The organism is Dehalococcoidia bacterium (genome assembly GCA_003597995.1).
In the GTDB taxonomy this organism is placed as follows: Bacteria; Chloroflexota; Dehalococcoidia; order Dehalococcoidales; family UBA1222; genus SURF-27.
This window is the reverse complement of the sequence record QZJY01000069.1, coordinates 1-15,769: the sequence shown is the minus strand read 5'-3', so window position 1 is coordinate 15,769 and position 15,769 is coordinate 1. Positions and strand designations below refer to the sequence as shown.

14 protein-coding genes are annotated in these 15,769 nt (G+C 54.5%); 10 read left to right on the top strand and 4 right to left on the bottom strand.

The window, feature by feature from the left end; all coding sequences use genetic code 11:
- Nucleotides 1–569: 569 nt before the first annotated feature.
- The 4 genes from C4542_09010 to C4542_08995 all read left to right on the top strand — a co-directional run bounded on the left by C4542_09010 (nucleotide 570) and on the right by C4542_08995 (nucleotide 3,957).
- Nucleotides 570–1,274, top strand: a complete 705-nt coding sequence (locus C4542_09010) for a phosphoribosyltransferase (protein ID RJO60554.1) — start codon at nucleotides 570–572, stop codon at nucleotides 1,272–1,274.
- Nucleotides 1,264–1,923: an alpha/beta hydrolase gene (locus tag C4542_09005; GenBank protein RJO60553.1), complete on the top strand. Its 660-nt coding sequence runs from the start codon at nucleotides 1,264–1,266 to the stop codon at nucleotides 1,921–1,923. The genes C4542_09010 and C4542_09005 overlap by 11 nt, the downstream gene beginning before the upstream one ends.
- 4 nt (nucleotides 1,924–1,927) lie before the next feature.
- Complete coding sequence (locus tag C4542_09000) at nucleotides 1,928–2,335, top strand: archease (GenBank protein ID RJO60552.1); 408 nt, start codon at nucleotides 1,928–1,930, stop codon at nucleotides 2,333–2,335.
- A gap of 110 nt (nucleotides 2,336–2,445) precedes the next feature.
- Nucleotides 2,446–3,957, top strand: a complete 1,512-nt coding sequence (locus C4542_08995; GenBank protein ID RJO60551.1) for an RtcB family protein — start codon at nucleotides 2,446–2,448, stop codon at nucleotides 3,955–3,957.
- Between the two features lie 123 nt (nucleotides 3,958–4,080).
- Here C4542_08995 and C4542_08990 read toward each other — a convergent pair whose 3' ends face one another.
- The 4 genes from C4542_08990 to oadA form a co-directional block, all read right to left on the bottom strand.
- Nucleotides 4,081–4,281 carry a DUF3343 domain-containing protein gene (locus tag C4542_08990; protein ID RJO60550.1) on the bottom strand — a complete coding sequence of 67 codons (201 nt, stop codon included), beginning with the start codon at nucleotides 4,279–4,281 and terminating at the stop codon, nucleotides 4,081–4,083.
- A gap of 78 nt (nucleotides 4,282–4,359) precedes the next feature.
- Nucleotides 4,360–4,962: a MarC family protein gene (locus tag C4542_08985; protein ID RJO60549.1), complete on the bottom strand. Its 603-nt coding sequence runs from the start codon at nucleotides 4,960–4,962 to the stop codon at nucleotides 4,360–4,362.
- A gap of 491 nt (nucleotides 4,963–5,453) precedes the next feature.
- Nucleotides 5,454–6,944: an acetyl-CoA carboxylase biotin carboxylase subunit gene (locus tag C4542_08980; protein ID RJO60548.1), complete on the bottom strand. Its 1,491-nt coding sequence runs from the start codon at nucleotides 6,942–6,944 to the stop codon at nucleotides 5,454–5,456.
- Nucleotides 6,934–8,676 carry an oxaloacetate decarboxylase subunit alpha gene (gene oadA, locus C4542_08975; GenBank protein RJO60547.1) on the bottom strand — a complete coding sequence of 581 codons (1,743 nt, stop codon included), beginning with the start codon at nucleotides 8,674–8,676 and terminating at the stop codon, nucleotides 6,934–6,936. The genes C4542_08980 and oadA overlap by 11 nt, the downstream gene beginning before the upstream one ends.
- Before the next feature lie 461 nt (nucleotides 8,677–9,137).
- Here oadA and C4542_08970 point away from each other — a divergent pair, with 461 nt between their 5' ends.
- The 6 genes from C4542_08970 to C4542_08945 all read left to right on the top strand — a co-directional run bounded on the left by C4542_08970 (nucleotide 9,138) and on the right by C4542_08945 (nucleotide 15,672).
- The gene (locus tag C4542_08970; GenBank protein RJO60546.1) at nucleotides 9,138–10,850 is read left to right on the top strand and encodes a peptide ABC transporter substrate-binding protein; all 1,713 of its coding nucleotides are present in this window, start codon (nucleotides 9,138–9,140) and stop codon (nucleotides 10,848–10,850) included.
- Between the two features lie 88 nt (nucleotides 10,851–10,938).
- Nucleotides 10,939–11,856, top strand: coding sequence for an ABC transporter permease (locus tag C4542_08965; protein ID RJO60545.1), 918 nt, complete (start codon nucleotides 10,939–10,941; stop codon nucleotides 11,854–11,856).
- A complete protein-coding gene (locus C4542_08960; protein ID RJO60544.1) occupies nucleotides 11,849–12,775 on the top strand; it encodes an ABC transporter permease in 927 nt (308 codons plus the stop codon). Before C4542_08965 ends, C4542_08960 begins: the two co-directional genes overlap by 8 nt.
- 2 nt (nucleotides 12,776–12,777) lie before the next feature.
- Nucleotides 12,778–13,773, top strand: a complete 996-nt coding sequence (locus tag C4542_08955) for an ABC transporter ATP-binding protein (GenBank protein ID RJO60543.1) — start codon at nucleotides 12,778–12,780, stop codon at nucleotides 13,771–13,773.
- A complete protein-coding gene (locus C4542_08950; GenBank protein RJO60542.1) occupies nucleotides 13,758–14,750 on the top strand; it encodes an ATP-binding cassette domain-containing protein in 993 nt (330 codons plus the stop codon). Before C4542_08955 ends, C4542_08950 begins: the two co-directional genes overlap by 16 nt.
- Before the next feature lie 10 nt (nucleotides 14,751–14,760).
- The gene (locus tag C4542_08945; GenBank protein ID RJO60541.1) at nucleotides 14,761–15,672 is read left to right on the top strand and encodes an epoxyqueuosine reductase; all 912 of its coding nucleotides are present in this window, start codon (nucleotides 14,761–14,763) and stop codon (nucleotides 15,670–15,672) included.
- The last annotated feature ends 97 nt before the right edge of the window (nucleotides 15,673–15,769 follow it).

Below are 15,769 nucleotides of genomic sequence, written 5' to 3'. Positions count from 1 at the left end.
GGTATTAACAGATACGAACTTCGTTCGGTCCGCTTCGCGGCGAACTACATCCCTCGACCACAATGGTCGGGGTATTCGGGAAAAGGTGAGTATAAAAAGCCCTTCCTTATATTTTCTCTCCCCTCCGTGGGAGAGATGTAAGAGAGGGGGTCACCCTTCAAAATGTTACAAATTTTTCATACTCGCAGGTGCTTTTAGTTTAAACTGACTGCTATAATAAGAAAAGGAGTTGATATGGGCAATCTGCACATCCCACAGAAACAGGCCCTTCAATATCCGTCTCTCCCCCACGAGGGAGAGACAACAGTGAGGGGGTACCTTAACTCAGCAAAACGATCCCTGTCCCTACTCTCAATTTTGCAGGAGCATTGATGGGAGCTTTATACATGTTGTCCCGCAGCGGCGAGCCCTTCATTTTCTTTCTCTCTCCCCTCCGTGGGAGAGAATAAAAGTGAGGGGGTCTTCCTTAACTTAAATGCAAATTCCGTTCCCCAAAAATGTCACGAAAGTTTTATGCTCAAGGAGTGCTTTTAATCCCCTCTGGTTGCTATAATTAATACGGGGTATTTATGGGCAATCTTCATATCCTCTCCCGCAACGGCGAGCCCTTCCGCGACCGCCTCGAAGCCGGCCGCCTGCTGGGTTACAGCCTTAAAAGCCAGCGCCTGAACAAGCCGGTGGTGCTGGGCATCCCGCGCGGCGGCCTGGTGGTGGCGCGCGAGGTGTCCCGCATGCTCGATGGCGAACTGGACATCGTGCTGGCGCGCAAGCTTAGAGCCCCGCAGAACCAGGAACTCGCCATCGGCTCGGTCAGTGAAACGGGAAAACTTTTTCTGGATGAGTCGCTGGTCGCCGCGCTTGAAGTTTCCGAGGAATACATCGCCCAGGAAAAAAACTATCAGATGGCTGAGATAGCCCGCCGCATGGCGCTGGTGCGCTCCGTCCTGCCTAAAATGCCGCTCGAGGGTCGGGAGGTCATCGTCACCGACGACGGCGTGGCTACCGGCTCGACATTGCAGGCGGCGCTATGGGCGGCGCGGCACGAGAATCCTTCTAAATTGATCGCTGCCATGCCGGTGGGGCCGGAAGACACCGTCAGGCGACTCGCCGCCGACTGTGACGAAATGCTGGTGGCGCGCGTCCCTTCATATTTTTCCGCCGTCGGCCAGTTTTACCTGCGCTTCGACCAGGTCGAGGATGAAGAAGTGCTATCCATCCTCAAAGGAGAAGCCCGCAGCAGGCAGCAAAAAGTGGAGGCGTCACATGGAGAATGAACGCCCTATAAGATTAGTAGTCGACGGGGCACCTCTTGAAGGCAACCTCGTAATCCCCAAAAAGGCTAAAGGCATCGTGGTATTCGCTCACGGCTCGGGCAGCAGCCGCAACAGCCCGCGCAACCGCTTCGTGGCGGGCGTGCTGCAGGAAGCCGGCCTGGCCACGCTCCTTTTCGACCTGCTGACACCTAAAGAAGAACAAATTGACTCCGTGACAGGTCACCTGCGCTTTGACATCGATTTTCTGGCCAGACGACTCGTCGGCGCCGTCGATTGGGTCGCGCGTAATAAGGATACCCAGAGCCTTAATGTCGGTTGTTTCGGGGCCAGCACGGGCGCGGCGGCGGCGCTGGTGGCGGCAGCCGAACGTCCGCAGACAGTCAAAGCCGTCGTCTCACGAGGGGGAAGGCCGGACCTCGCCGCGTCTTCCCTGCCGCGCGTGAAAGCCCCTGTGTTACTGGTAGTCGGAGGGCTGGACACGCAGGTCATCGAGCTCAACCAGCAGACTCTGGATAAACTGACGTCCGTTAAAGAGCTGTCGCTAGTCCCCGGAGCCACCCACCTCTTTGAAGAGCAGGGCGCGCTGCCGCAGGTGGCCAACCTGGCCGCTGCCTGGTTCGCGAGATACCTCGGCAACCCTAAAGGCTAGGCCCATGCCGCGCTACCGCCTAATCCCGCACACCGCCGATGCCGGTCTCTACGCCTACGGCAAAACGCTCGATGAAGCCTTCGCCAATGCCGCCTACGGCATGTTCGCCGTCATGACCGACCTCAGGAAAGTAAGAGAGACCGAGGAGCGGCGCATCTCAATAACGGAGAAGGATAAGGAGACACTCCTCTTCGAGTGGCTCAACCGCCTGCTTTATCTTTTCGACGTGGAGCAGCTGCTGTTCAAGCGCTTTGAGGTTGCTCTCAACGGGACGCATTTAACGGCGACCTGTTACGGCGAGAAGTTCGACCCAGAACGGCATGAGATGATTATCGGGGTCAAGAGCGCCACCTACTACACGCTCGAAGTGCGCGAGAATAAGCCGAGGGTAAGGGTGGTGTTCGATGTGTAGGGGCGAATGGCCATTCGCCCCTGCGACAGAGGGGATAAATCCCTCTCAGACCGCTGCGGCGGTCAGTCTCCCTTTACCAAAGGGAGAGGGGAAAGACGTGGAGGTAATCTATGCCAAAGTGGAACGGTCCCCTGGAAAAGCTGGATGAAAACCGCTACATCATCCCCAAAAGCTACCGCAGCGGCATGCGCGTGCCCGGCATGATTTTCGCCTCGGCAGACATGCTGGATACCATCCGCGAGGAGCAGGCGCTCGAGCAGGTGGTCAACGTCGCCTTCCTTCCCGGCATAGTGGGCTACTCTTTCGCCATGCCCGACATTCACTGGGGCTACGGCTTCCCCATCGGCGGCGTAGCGGCCATGCGCATCAAGGACGGAGTCATATCGCCCGGCGGCGTGGGCTTCGACATCAACTGCGGCGTGCGCATGTTGCGCACCAATCTCACTAAAAAAGATGTCGAGCCGAAGATGAAAGACCTCATCGTGGCCCTCTACAACAGCGTCCCTTCCGGCGTGGGTTCCGAGGGAAAGATACGCTTAAAAGCCAGAGAGATTGATGATGTCTTAACGAAGGGTTCTCGCTGGGCGGTGGACAAAGGCTATGGGCGACAGGAAGACCTGGAGACCACCGAAGAGCACGGCGAGATGACCGAATGCGACCCCGGTTTCGTCTCCAGGCATGCCAAAGAGCGCGGCATTCCCCAGCTCGGCACGCTTGGCTCCGGCAATCACTTCCTCGAGGTGGACATCATCGACCACATCTTCGAGCCGCAAACGGCCAAGGTCATGGGCATCGACGAGCCCGGCCAGGTGGTGCTATGGGTGCACTGCGGGTCGAGGGGCCTGGGTCATCAGGTAGCTGATGATTATGTCAAAGAAATGGTCTCCGCCATGCAGAAATACGGTATCAGCCTGCCCGACAGGCAGCTCGCCTGCTCTCCTTTGAGTTCCCCCGAAGGCCAGGCCTACCTTTCGGCTATGAGGTGCGCCGCCAACTATGCCTGGGCCAACCGCCAGTGCATCACCCACTGGGTGCGCCAGGCCTTCACTGGAGTTATGGGCGTCAGCGACCACGAAGCCGGCCTGGAGCTGATTTATGACGTGTGCCACAACGTCGCCAAGATAGAGGAGCATACCTGGGAGGGCAAGAAACAGCCCCTGTGCGTGCACCGCAAGGGCGCTACGCGCGCCTTTCCGCCGGGGCATCCCGATATACCACAGAAATACGCCAAAATCGGCCAGCCCGTTCTCATCCCCGGCGACATGGGGCGCTATTCATATATATTAGTAGGGACGGAGGGGGCCATGCAGAACAGCTTCGGCTCCACCTGCCACGGGGCGGGTCGCCAGGAAAGCCGCTCGGAGGCCAAGCGCCATGTCAGCGGGCGAGAGGTGTTGCACGAGCTTGAATCAAGAGGGATAACAGTCATGGCGGGCAGCATGGCGGGTCTGGCGGAAGAAGCCTCTGAAGCATACAAGGACGTGAAAGAAGTGGTGGGCGTGGCGCACAACGCCGGCATCTCGCGCATCGTCGCCAGCACAAAGCCGATTGGAGTAATAAAGGGACAAAAACCGTCGTTGCGAGCCCCGCTCTGGCGGGGCGAAGCAACCCCTACAGAATAGTCTGACGACTTGTCATACTGAGCGCAGCGAAGCATCCCAGGGTGGAGGGGTTGTCACTCCCTTTAGTAAAGGGAGGTTAGGAGGAATTTTTCCTTGTCATTGCGGATGTCTAACGTCTTTTCGTTACTGGCACTCCCCCAGCGGCCCGATATGAGTGTATTCCACCCGCTTTTCCTTCAACAGGCGCTCGACTTCCTGCAGCTTTGAGAGGTCGAAAATCAATCCCAGGTTGCAGCCGGTATCGAGCAGATATGGCGGGACTATTATCCGCGCGCTGAACCCGGCAGCCTTCAGGAATTTTTCAGCCCGCATGGCATGTTCCATTCTATGGAACGTGACGATGCCATCGCTCAAAGACTCTGATGGATTGCGTGAGTTTTCCACACTCTTCCCCGGGCATCCTCATCCGTTGTTCAGGATATTCAACAGGTTCAAGCCTTTGATTATCAGGTCAACGGCAATGGCCGCCAGCAGCAGGCTGAACACCTTGGAGACCGCCTTGATGCCGCCCTGCCCCAGGAAGCTGATTATCCTGTCCCCGGCCACGAAGATAATCCAGGCAATCAGCACATTCAGGGCAAATGACAGCAACACAATATACGTCGGAAACTGTGTGTTGAGAAAGATGAGCGTGGTGATGGTCGCCGGGCCGGTGAGCAGCGGCGTGCCGATGGGCACCACGGCTATCATTTCTTCACGCGAAGAATCCACCATATGACCTGTCGTCATGTACTTGACCGAGAGCACCATCAGGATGATGCCGCCGGCCACGGCGAAAGCGCCCACGGAGATACCCATGGCCTTCAGCAGAAACAGGCCGAAAAAGAGAAACGCCAGCCCCACCAGAACGGCGGTGATGGTGGCCACGTTGATGACACGCAGTTTCTCCTTGCGGGTCATCCCATCGGTAAGAGCAACCACCATGGGCAGATTGCCGGGCGCGTCCAGTACGACGAAAAGAGGCACAAAAGTCAGTACGAAAGCTTCCCAGAAGGTGGTTGTCATGAGGCCATTATACTATATGTCGTTGCAAGGAGTATATCGAACAGAGCCAGTCCTGAGCGAAACGAAGGAAAGCAATCGCAACAGAATAATAGTCCCTGTAGCCCCCAACACGTCAATCACCCCTTGCTCTCCGATAGAACACCTATGCTAATATATTTGCGTGACACAAAAGATGCAGCAGATGCTCGGTTTTGAACTCGCATATTGGAATCGCATTCGTTCCAACCCGTGCCTGAAAAAACGAAACGAACACCCGCGGACGCCGTATTTTGCCGGGAATTTAGTGTGTGGAAGCGATAACGAATCATAGACTTCGAATATTTCACGCGTGAGGTTGTCAAAACGGTTCAAGGCTAAATAAGAAACAAATCATCGTTTCCGAGACACGACTGTCATGCCTGGCTCATGGCTAAACTAGTTGGAGTCGTTTCCCGAAAAAAACACCGCCCTCAAAACAAAAACGATTAGGTTACGAGAAAATGAGGAGGTCTCTATTCCTCTTTCGAGGTGGCCTCGGGCAAGTTGTTGTGGGTGATGGCCGTCACCGCGGCGATGGCGGCGATGCGCCTGGTATCGTCGAATATCTCGGAGAGCTTCTCTTCGAGGGGCTTTTCCTGCTCCATGATGCGCTTCATATCTTCCAGGAGCGTCGTCTCGCGGTCTATGAAGTGCGTGCCGAAATCTCCGGACACGAAGCGCGGGTTGGCCATGACGGCCTTGTGGAAGGGTATGTTGGTCTTAACGCCCACGATGATGTACTCGTAGAGGGCGCGTTTCATGCGCGCGATGGCTTCCGGGCGGTCCCTGCCCCAGACGATAAGCTTGGATATCATGGGGTCATACATATACGGGATGGTGTAACGCGTGTGCACACCGGAGTCCACCCTGACGCCGACGCCGCCGGGCGAGCGGTAGCCGCGCAGCTTGCCGGTGGATGGTGCGAAATCTGACAGCGGGTCTTCCGCGTTGATGCGGCATTCTATAGCCCAGCCGTTGAGCCTGATGTCCTCTTGCTTGAATGAGAGTGAATGCCCCTGAGCGATGCGTATCTGCTCCTTGACGATGTCGATGCCGGTCACCATCTCGGTCACCGGGTGCTCCACCTGCACGCGCGTGTTGGCCTCCATGAAGTAAAACTCGCCGCCGGAGAAGATGAATTCCACGGTGCCGGCGCTCTCGTAGCCCACCCACTTGCCGGCTTTTACGGCTATGTCGCCCATCTTGCGCCGCAGCTCCGGCGTGATGGCCGGAGACGGGCTTTCCTCGATGAGCTTCTGGTAACGGCGCTGTATGGAGCATTCACGCTCCCCGAGATAGACCACGTTGCCCTGGCTGTCGCCCATGATTTGGAACTCGATATGGCGCGGCTGGCTGATGAATTTTTCGATATAGACATCGGGCACGCCGAAAGCCTTGCCCGCCATCTGCTGTGAACCGGCGATGGCCGCTTCCAGGTCGGCCTCGCAGGAGGCCACCTTCATGCCGATGCCGCCTCCGCCCCCGCAGGGTTTGACGATAACCGGATAGCCCACCCTGGTAGCGATAGCTTTGGCCTGCGGCAGGGTGGTGACCAGTTCCTCGCAGCCGGGCACGACCGGGACGCCGGCTTTCTTCATCTCCACCCTGGCGGCAATCTTGTTGCCCATAAGCGCCAGCACCTTGCTCGACGGCCCCACGAACTTGATGCCCGCCTGTTCGCAGGCATAGCCAAAGCTGGGATTTTCCGAGAGGAATCCGTATCCGGGGTGGATGGCCTGCGCGCCTGAGAGTAATGCCGCTTCGATAATCTTGTTGATGTTCAGGTAGCTTTCCGAGGCCTGCGCCGGGCCGATGTGGTAGGCTTCGTCGGCGTACTTGGCGAAAAGGGCGTTTTTGTCCGCCTCGGAATAGACCGCCACGGACTTGATGCCCAGCTCGCGGCAGGCGCGCATGATGCGGATGGCGATTTCGCCGCGGTTGGCTACCAGAATTTTATTTATCACTTGCTTCTACGACCATAATGACATCTTTGGCATTCACCAGCTCGCCCTCGTAAGCGTATACCTCGCTGACGGTGCCGGCATGCGGGGAACATATCTCGCTGGCCATCTTCATCGCTTCGATGGTGGCCACCACTTCGCCCTGGGCTACTTTGGTCCCTACTTTGGCGCGGATGGAAAGAATCATGCCGTTCATGGGAGCCAGCACGGCGCCTTTCTGGTCGGCTCTGGCTTTTTTCGGTTTGGATGCTTCAACCACCTTGCCGCTCACCGGCGACACCTTGACGCTGAAAATCTCGCCGTCCACGTCCACGCTGAACTCGGTGGGGAAAGCCCCCGCAACCGCAGGCGTAGCTTGAGCGCCTGCCGCTTGGGCTTGAGGCTGTGACAGCGCTTCTTCTTTTAACTCGCCGCGCAGGAATTTGGTCGCTACTTCGGGATACAGGGCATAGGTAACGACGTCTTCTTCTTTATGCATTATGCCCAGCTTTTGAGATTCGTCCCGAGCCTTACTCATTTCGGGCGGCAGCAGGTCGGCCGGGCGCACGGTGATGGGTTTTTCATCTCCGATGACAGCGCGCCTGACATCTTCGTTCACTTCACCGGCAGCCGCACCATACTGACCCAGAAGATAGTTCTTGGTCTCGCGCGTCACCTGCTTGTAGCGCTGGCCAGAGAGCACGTTAAGCACAGCCTGAGTCCCTACTACCTGGCTGGTAGGCGTGACCAGCGGCGGATAACCCAGGTCGGCGCGCACGCGGGGAATCTCGGCATAGACGTCCTGCAGCCTGTCGAGCGCCTTTTGCTCCCTGAGCTGGCTCACCAGGTTGGATATCATGCCGCCCGGTATCTGATGCAATAGTACCGCGGCGTTTGGACGGGTGGCTTCCGCGGTAAACAACAGCCTGTACTTATTGGTGAGATTGAGAAAATACTCATTTATTTCGTTGAGCTTGGCCAGGTCTAGTCCCGTATCGTACGGGGTGCCCTGCAGGGCGGCCACAATGCTTTCAGTTGGGGGTTGAGAAGTTCCCCAGCCGAAAGCCGAGAAAGCCGTGTCCAGTATATTTGCCCCTGCCGCCGCGGCGGCATAGTAACTGATGGGCGCCATGCCGCTGGTGCAGTGCGAATGCAGATCGATCGGTATGCTTACCCTTTGCTTGATGGTTCCGACGAGTTCCACCGCAGCATGAGGCGAAATGAGCCCGGCCATGTCCTTGATGCACAGGGAATCGCAGCCGCGATTCTCAAGTTCAACCGCCATTTCGGCAAAACGTTCCAGGGTGTGCACCGGGCTGGTGGTGTAGCATATCACGCCCTGTATGTGTCCCCCGAATTCTTTAATAGCCTTGATGGAGGCTTCCATGTTGCGAATGTCATTTAAAGCGTCAAAAATGCGGAAGACATCTATGCCGTTTTTAACGGAAAGTCGCACGAACTCGCGCACGACATCGTCGGCATAGTGGCGGTACCCGACCAGGTTCTGGCCGCGCAGCAACATCTGCAGGCGCGTATTCTTAACCTTCTGTCTTATGGCCTTGAGGCGCTCCCAGGGGTCTTCGTTGAGGAAACGTATGCAGCTGTCAAAAGTTGCGCCGCCCCAGACCTCGAGCGAAAAAAAACCCACCTGGTCGAGTTCGCCGAGGATATCCAGCATGTCGCGGGTCCGCATGCGGGTAGCTATTAAAGATTGATGGGCATCCCTGAGGGTGGTATCCGTGATGAGTGTTGCCATTCAAACTGCTCCCGCGTCTGGACTCTGCCAGAAACAATAATGCATATTTTAGCTTAACGGAGCACTTATCAGCAAATGTTTTTCTTGGAACAACGCTCATAATGCTCAAATAGTATGATTATTTCTTCCGTTTTAGCCTTATCTATGCGGGAGGAGTACGTAACACCCATAAATTGGCTTCTCCAAATTGAAAACATACCTTAAGAAGTCAAGACAAAGGTATCAAGTTAAATCCTCATTTCCCAATAAACGGTAAATATTTACCATGTTTTCCACCAATTCCTATTGACAATGACCATTACGAGTAGCATAATTTTGTCTCAAACGGGAGGGTGAATTAACCGCTCCTAAACGGTTTATTTACCACCAAAAATATTAAGAAGGAGGATAGAAAGCCAACAAACCTGTAAATGGGACATCGTCCGTAGTTAGGCAATGGCTAATAAAAAAGGAGAATAAGCATGGTTAAAAAAAATGATAATTTAACTGTTTCGAGAAGAGATTTCCTGAAGACCGCCGGGGCTCTGGGCCTTCTGGCTGCCGCCGGTAGCTCTGTTCCGCTTAGTATTTTCTCCACCAGTTGCACCCAGGGACAACCCGCTGGGTCGCAGGTACTGACTGTAAACCTTTCAGGCGAGCCAGCCCAGATTGACCCCAACAGGGCTTCTTGGGCTGCAGAGCGTTCTGTCATAGGTCAGGTCTTCGAGGGGTTGCTGGGTTTTGACAAAAATTTGGCCGTAATCCCCGTGGTTGCCAAGGAAATGCCGTCTGTGGCTAACAAAGGTATTTCATCTGATGGCAAAACCTACACATTCAATTTGAAGACCAACGTCACCTGGAGCGATGGCACCAAGGTAATGGCAAAGGATTTTGCCTATAGCATCGTGCGTATGCTGGATCCGGACCTGGCAACCGAGTATGCATCGTTCTACTATCCAATTGCAGGCGCTGAAGCCTACAATGGCGCCGGCAGCAAGACAGCCGCAGAGAAAGCCGCATTAAAGGCTGCCGTTGGCGTAAAAGCTACCGGAGACTACACTCTTCAGGTTACTCTTGAGGATCCCTATCCTGTATTCCTCCAGATTATGTCTTTGTGGCCGGTTTACCCGGTGCGCGAAGATATCATCACCGCTAACGGCGAAAAATGGACCGAGGCCGGCAAATATATCGGCAACGGCCCGTTCGTCATGACAGAATGGGTACATCAGGACCATATCACCTTCGAACCGAATGCTAAATACTGGGGCACCAAGCCCAAGCTCACCAAGATAACCTACAAGATGATTACTGACGCCAACGCCGCGCTCGCGGCTTATAAGGCCGGCGAGCTCGATATGAGCGGTGTTCCCGTTGGTACCGAAAAAACCACCATGGCAGACCCCTCGCTCAGCCCCCAGATCGTGCGCAACGCTGACCTGGTAACCTTCGCTTTCCAATTCAATGTACACACTGCTCCGTACGATAACCTGACACTGCGCAAGGCGCTCTCTACCGCCGTTGACCGCGCTTCCTTTGTTGACAAGGTTCGCGGCGGCGTGGGCAAAGTAGCCCTGTCATGGATCCCTCCTGGCATGCCTGGTTATGATGCTACCATTGGCACGGAGTATTCTTTCGACGTTACCAAAGCCAAGGCCTTACTGGCTACAGCCCTCACCGAGCTTAAACTGGCTGATGCCAGCAAACTCGCCCTTAAATTCCAGTTCTCGGATACTGCCAGCAACAAGACCATGGCGCAATTCCTGCAGGGCCAACTCAAGGATAATCTGGGAATTGACCTGACCCTGGAACCGATGGAGTCAAAGTCTTTCTCGCAAATGGTCAACGCCAATAAGCATACCTGGGCGTGGTTTGGCTGGGGCGCGGACTACCCCGACCCCGACAACTGGCTGCCTCAGCTCTTTGGAACCGGCGCCGGCAACAACCACACCACTTATTCCAACCCGGCTTTCGATGCACTGGCCAAGCAAGCGGGTAAAGAGCTTGACAATACCAAGCGCCTGCAGATGTGGTCTGACGCTCATAAGATGGTCATGGCGGATGCTCCTATCGTCACCATGTTCTACCGCGAGCGCTTTATCCTGGTCAAGCCGTATCTCAAGGGTCTCACTCCCACCGGTATGGATGGCCAGATTATGGGCGACCAGTTCTGGACCAAAGTTACTATAGAAAAATAGTAAATAGTGGCAAATCTTAGTTAGTTGTGCTAGAATCTGCTGCAAGGGATTGGAATTCCAATCCCTTGCAGCTTAGATAGGCAGGTTCATGGGCAAATATATTATCCGCCGGCTCCTTTGGATGGTGCTGGTTCTTTTTGTAGTGGCCTTTATCACCTTCTGTCTCATGCACCTCGTTCCCGGCGGACCCTGGGACCGAGACAAGGCACTCCCACCCCAGGTAATCGAAAATCTCAATAGAAAATACGGACTGGATCAGCCGTTTCTAATCCAGTTTAAAAACTACATATTCAACTCTTTAAGGGGAGACCTCGGCGTCTCCTATATATATCAAGACCGCTCGGTCACCTCCATTGTCATGGGAGGCTTGCCTATCTCCGCTACGCTTGGTATAGTAGCCTTTTTACTGTCAATAATAATCGGCATTCCATTGGGCATCGCCGCCGCCCTCAAACAGAATTCTTTTATAGACTATTTTGCGGTAATTTTTGCCACTATCTTTGCCAGCATCCCCAACTTCGTTCTGGGTATCCTTCTGATGATTATCTTTTCACTTATGCTCCACTGGTTCCCCACGAGCGGATGGGGTTCTGTTCGACAGGTTCTGATGCCGGCTTTTGCCTTAGCGGCCCTACCGGCAGCCTATATGGCTCGTATCAGCCGCGCCAGCATGTTAGATGTTACACGCCAGGACTATATCCGTACCGCCCGTGCCAAGGGTCTGGCTGAGAGAATCGTATTGGTCAGGCACATTTTACGCAACGCCATGATACCCGTGGTCACTATCGCCGGCCCTGAACTAGCGGCTCTGGTCACCGGTTCCTTTATTATTGAAAGCCTGTTTTCAATACCGGGCATTGGCAGGCTCTTTGTGCAGGGCGTTTTTCAGCGCGATTACGGCCTGATTATGGGCACCGTGCTTTTCTACGCCTTTGCCATCGCTATTATCAATCTTGTCGTAGATATATTGTACGGAATGATAGACCCGAGAATCCGATATGACTGATATCAAACCGTCCGTCTCATCGGAAACCGCCGAAGTATGCCAGCCGCGTCCGCACCGTACGCTGTGGGTTGATGCCTGGATAAGGCTCAGACGAAACCGACTGGCTGTAGCCGGAGCTATCATCATTCTTATTTTCGCCCTTGGAGCTATTTTCGCTCCTCTGATTACGAAATATAATTTCGACAAACAGGACCTTGATTCTATTATGCTTTCCCCAAGTACCACCCATTGGTTCGGGACAGACGAGCTCGGGCGTGATGTGTTCGCCCGCATGTTGTACGGGGCCCGGACATCGCTCGCCGTAGGTATTTTTACCCAGTTAATCGTGCTGGCAATAGGACTCCCCGTTGGCGCGTTTGCGGGGTCTATAGGCGGAAGGGTGGATAATCTTCTGATGCGCTTCGTGGATATTATGTATGGGTTTCCTGATATTCTGCTCATCATCCTCCTTAGCGCCGCTCTGCGCGGTTCCAGCTTCGCTAATTTAGGTGGTGGTATCTTCGTCATATTCCTGGCTATCGGGCTGGTTGCCTGGGTGAATGTGTCCCGGCTCGTGCGCGGCCAGGTACTATCTTTGAAACAGAGGGACTTTGTCACCGCAGCTCGTGCTATGGGTGGTAAAAGCGGCTATATCACCCTTCGGCACCTTTTACCCAATTCACTCGGCCCGATTATCGTAGCCATCACTTTCGGTGTCCCGCGCGCCATTTTCGCTGAAGCAGCTTTAAGTTACATCGGAATAGGCGTGAAACCGCCGACTCCGAGCTGGGGCGCCATGATAAGAGATGGTTATAATGTTATGTTTTCCGCTCCATATCTGGTAATAGTGCCCGCAGTGGCAATCGCCATTATCATGTTAGCTTTTACCTTCCTGGGCGATGGCCTGCGCGACGCACTTGACCCCCGGTCTAGAAGGTAAGTATGTCAACACTGCTCGATGTCCGCGAATTGGTAACCCGCTTTTATACTCAAGACGGCGTAATCAAGGCCGTCAACGGGGTCTCCTTTACCGTTAATAAGGGGGAGACGGTGGCGCTTGTAGGTGAAAGCGGCTGCGGCAAAACTGTGACGGCACTATCTATCTTGCGCCTCATTGCCCAACCGCCTGGCAAGGTCATTTCGGGCGAAGCATTGTTGGACGAAACTGACCTTCTCAAACTCTCCACGGAAGAAATACGTAAGATACGCGGTGCTCGCATCTCTATGATATTCCAAGAGCCGATGAGCTCGCTCAACCCCGTGCTCACCATCGGCAGGCAGATGACCGAGCAACTCGAGCTTCATCGTCACCTTGAGCGTGAAGAAGCCCTAAAAGAGGCTATCAAACTGCTCGCCCTGGTTGGCATCCCCCAGGCGGAACGCAGGGTCAAAGACTATCCACACCACTTCAGTGGCGGCATGCGCCAGCGCGTCATGATAGCCATGGCCATTTCCTGCAAGCCTCAGCTCGTCATTGCGGACGAACCCACTACAGCCGTGGACGTCACTATTCAATCGCAACTACTTGAGCTTATAAGAGGCATTACCGATGAGATGGGGATGTCTCTCATCCTTATCACCCACAATCTGGGAGTGGTAGCCAGGTACGCTCAGAGAGTCTATGTCATGTATGCCGGGACGGTTGTCGAGCACGGAGTGGCTCTTGAAGTCTATCATCACCCCTTCCATCCCTATACCTCCGGACTGCTGGCATCTGTTCCGAGACTGGATGAGCCGCGCAAGTCGCGCCTGGCTCCCATTGAAGGCCAGCCCCCCGATATGATGTGTCCGCCGGAGGGTTGTCCTTTCCAGCCTCGTTGCCAGTACTATATAACGAAATGTATAACAGAAAAACCGGAGCTGGTGGAAATTGCTCCAGGCCATTTTTCAGCATGTTGGGTAGCATCTAACGGGGAGATGCCATGGCAGAAGACGTAATCATTGAAATAAATAACCTGACCAAATATTTCCCTATTACATCCGGTCTTTTTTTCCGGAAAAAGGTAGCGGAAGTCAGGGCGGTTGACGGCGTGACATTCGCTATCCATCGGGGAGAAACACTGGGGTTGGTGGGTGAGAGCGGATGCGGCAAAACCACCGTAGGCAAATGTGTCCTTCAATTGTACCGCGCCACATCCGGTGAGGTAATATTTGAAGGTAAAAACCTCTGTGAGCTTACTGAAAACCAGTTGCGGCCCCTGCGCCGCAAGCTGCAGGTCATTTTCCAAGACCCCTACGATTCACTCAACCCCCGTTTTACTGCGGCCGATATCATTGGCGAGCCTCTGCAGATAAATAGCGATGTACGAGGCAAAGAATTCGATGCGCGCATTGCCGAGTTGCTGGACATCGTCGGGCTGGCGCCATATATGGCCGACCGCTATCCGCATGAGTTCAGCGGCGGGCAGAGGCAGCGTCTGGGGGTAGCCCGCGCGCTTGCCCTTCAGCCCGAGTTCATCGTCTGCGACGAACCGCTTTCCGCTCTTGACGTTTCCATTCAGGCACAGATCATCAACCTGCTCGACGATCTTCAGGACAAATTCGGCATCGCCTATCTCTTCATCTCGCACGACCTTTCGGTGGTACGCCACATCAGCGACCGCGTGGGTGTCATGTATCTGGGGAAGATGATGGAACTTGCGCCGCGGGATGAAATCTACAAGTCGCCCCTCCATCCTTATACCCAGGCATTGCTCTCGGCTGTGCCCATACCCGATCCTGCAGTGGAAGCCAAACGTTCTGTTATCGTGCTTAAAGGTGAAGTACCGAGCCCTATCAACCCGCCCTCCGGCTGCGTATTTCACCCCAGGTGCCCCAAGGCATTCGAAGACTGCTCCAGGGTCGTTCCTTTACTTGAGAACGCCGGCAGCGGGCACCAGGTGGCCTGCCTTTTGTACAAGACCTCCTGGCCATAGGCACTAGCGTATGCCCAGGCCTATTTCTGAGCTTATCGAATCCCTGGCAAAAAATGGATGCAAAGCTCAGGTCGTCTCCATCTCTCGTCTGGCAGAAGCAGAATCAGCTCTCCTTGAACTGAAACGTTCAGGCTCGATCAGCACCGATTTTTATCCCGAACTGACAAAGTACTTCGACTTCGACTATAAAGCCGCTCTGCCTGAAGCCCGCTCTATTGTCATTGTAGCTTCACCTCAACTTCCCACCCGGGTTTTCTTCGGAAGCCATGCCGTGATAATCCCTCCGACTTACATCTATTTGGATATCTGGAAGAAACAGACCGAACTGGTAACGGATTTTTTACGGCCAAGGGGATATCACGTAGCTAGAGCCAGACTGCCCTTCAAGACACTGGCAGCGCGCAGCGGACTCGGCAGATATGGCCGGAACAACATATGTTATATCCCCGGGATGGGAAGCTTTTTCCGTCTGGCAGCATTCTACTCCGACATGCCATGTAAAGATGACGGCTGGGGTGCACCCAAAGTCATGAAGCTGTGCCAGACATGCAAATTGTGTATGGACAAATGCCCCACCGGGTGCATACCTGCTGACCGGTTCCTGATACACGCGGACAGGTGCCTTACCCATTTCAATGAAAGTGAAAATCCCCTCCCCGCCTGGCTCAATCCTGAATGGCATAATGCCTTGCTGGGTTGCATGATATGTCAGAAGGTTTGCCCTTTGAATAAGGAACTTTCAGAAAAATCAGAAAACGCCATAGAAAAATTCATCTTGGCCGAGACGCAGGAAATACTGGCGGGGACTGCGCAGGAAAACCTCAGGCCGACCACTGTTACCAAACTCGAATCGCTTTGTCTAGCTGACAGCGATGTTTATCCAATTCTAAAACGTAATCTATCTTTGCTCATGCCTGAATAAAATGACATTCTCCCCGACGCAAGCGTCGGGGTATCACAATAATCTTAGTTGATCTTTGTGAATCTGGATATATTTACCGGATTCGCCGCAAGCGGCG

Bases quoted from the DNA above. Each gene is read 5' to 3' on its own strand.
- C4542_08970 (RJO60546.1), top strand. From the start codon at position 9,138: ATGGTTAAAAAAAATGATAATTTAACTGTTTCGAGAAGAGATTTCCTG.
- C4542_09005 (RJO60553.1), top strand. From the start codon at position 1,264: ATGGAGAATGAACGCCCTATAAGATTAGTAGTCGACGGGGCACCTCTT.
- C4542_08950 (RJO60542.1), top strand. From the start codon at position 13,758: ATGGCAGAAGACGTAATCATTGAAATAAATAACCTGACCAAATATTTC.
- C4542_08960 (RJO60544.1), top strand. From the start codon at position 11,849: ATGACTGATATCAAACCGTCCGTCTCATCGGAAACCGCCGAAGTATGC.
- C4542_08990 (RJO60550.1), bottom strand. From the start codon at position 4,281: ATGGAACATGCCATGCGGGCTGAAAAATTCCTGAAGGCTGCCGGGTTC.
- C4542_08955 (RJO60543.1), top strand. From the start codon at position 12,778: ATGTCAACACTGCTCGATGTCCGCGAATTGGTAACCCGCTTTTATACT.
- C4542_08985 (RJO60549.1), bottom strand. From the start codon at position 4,962: ATGACAACCACCTTCTGGGAAGCTTTCGTACTGACTTTTGTGCCTCTT.
- oadA (RJO60547.1), bottom strand. From the start codon at position 8,676: ATGGCAACACTCATCACGGATACCACCCTCAGGGATGCCCATCAATCT.
- C4542_09010 (RJO60554.1), top strand. From the start codon at position 570: ATGGGCAATCTTCATATCCTCTCCCGCAACGGCGAGCCCTTCCGCGAC.
- C4542_08965 (RJO60545.1), top strand. From the start codon at position 10,939: ATGGGCAAATATATTATCCGCCGGCTCCTTTGGATGGTGCTGGTTCTT.
- C4542_08995 (RJO60551.1), top strand. From the start codon at position 2,446: ATGCCAAAGTGGAACGGTCCCCTGGAAAAGCTGGATGAAAACCGCTAC.
- C4542_08945 (RJO60541.1), top strand. From the start codon at position 14,761: ATGCCCAGGCCTATTTCTGAGCTTATCGAATCCCTGGCAAAAAATGGA.
- C4542_09000 (RJO60552.1), top strand. From the start codon at position 1,928: ATGCCGCGCTACCGCCTAATCCCGCACACCGCCGATGCCGGTCTCTAC.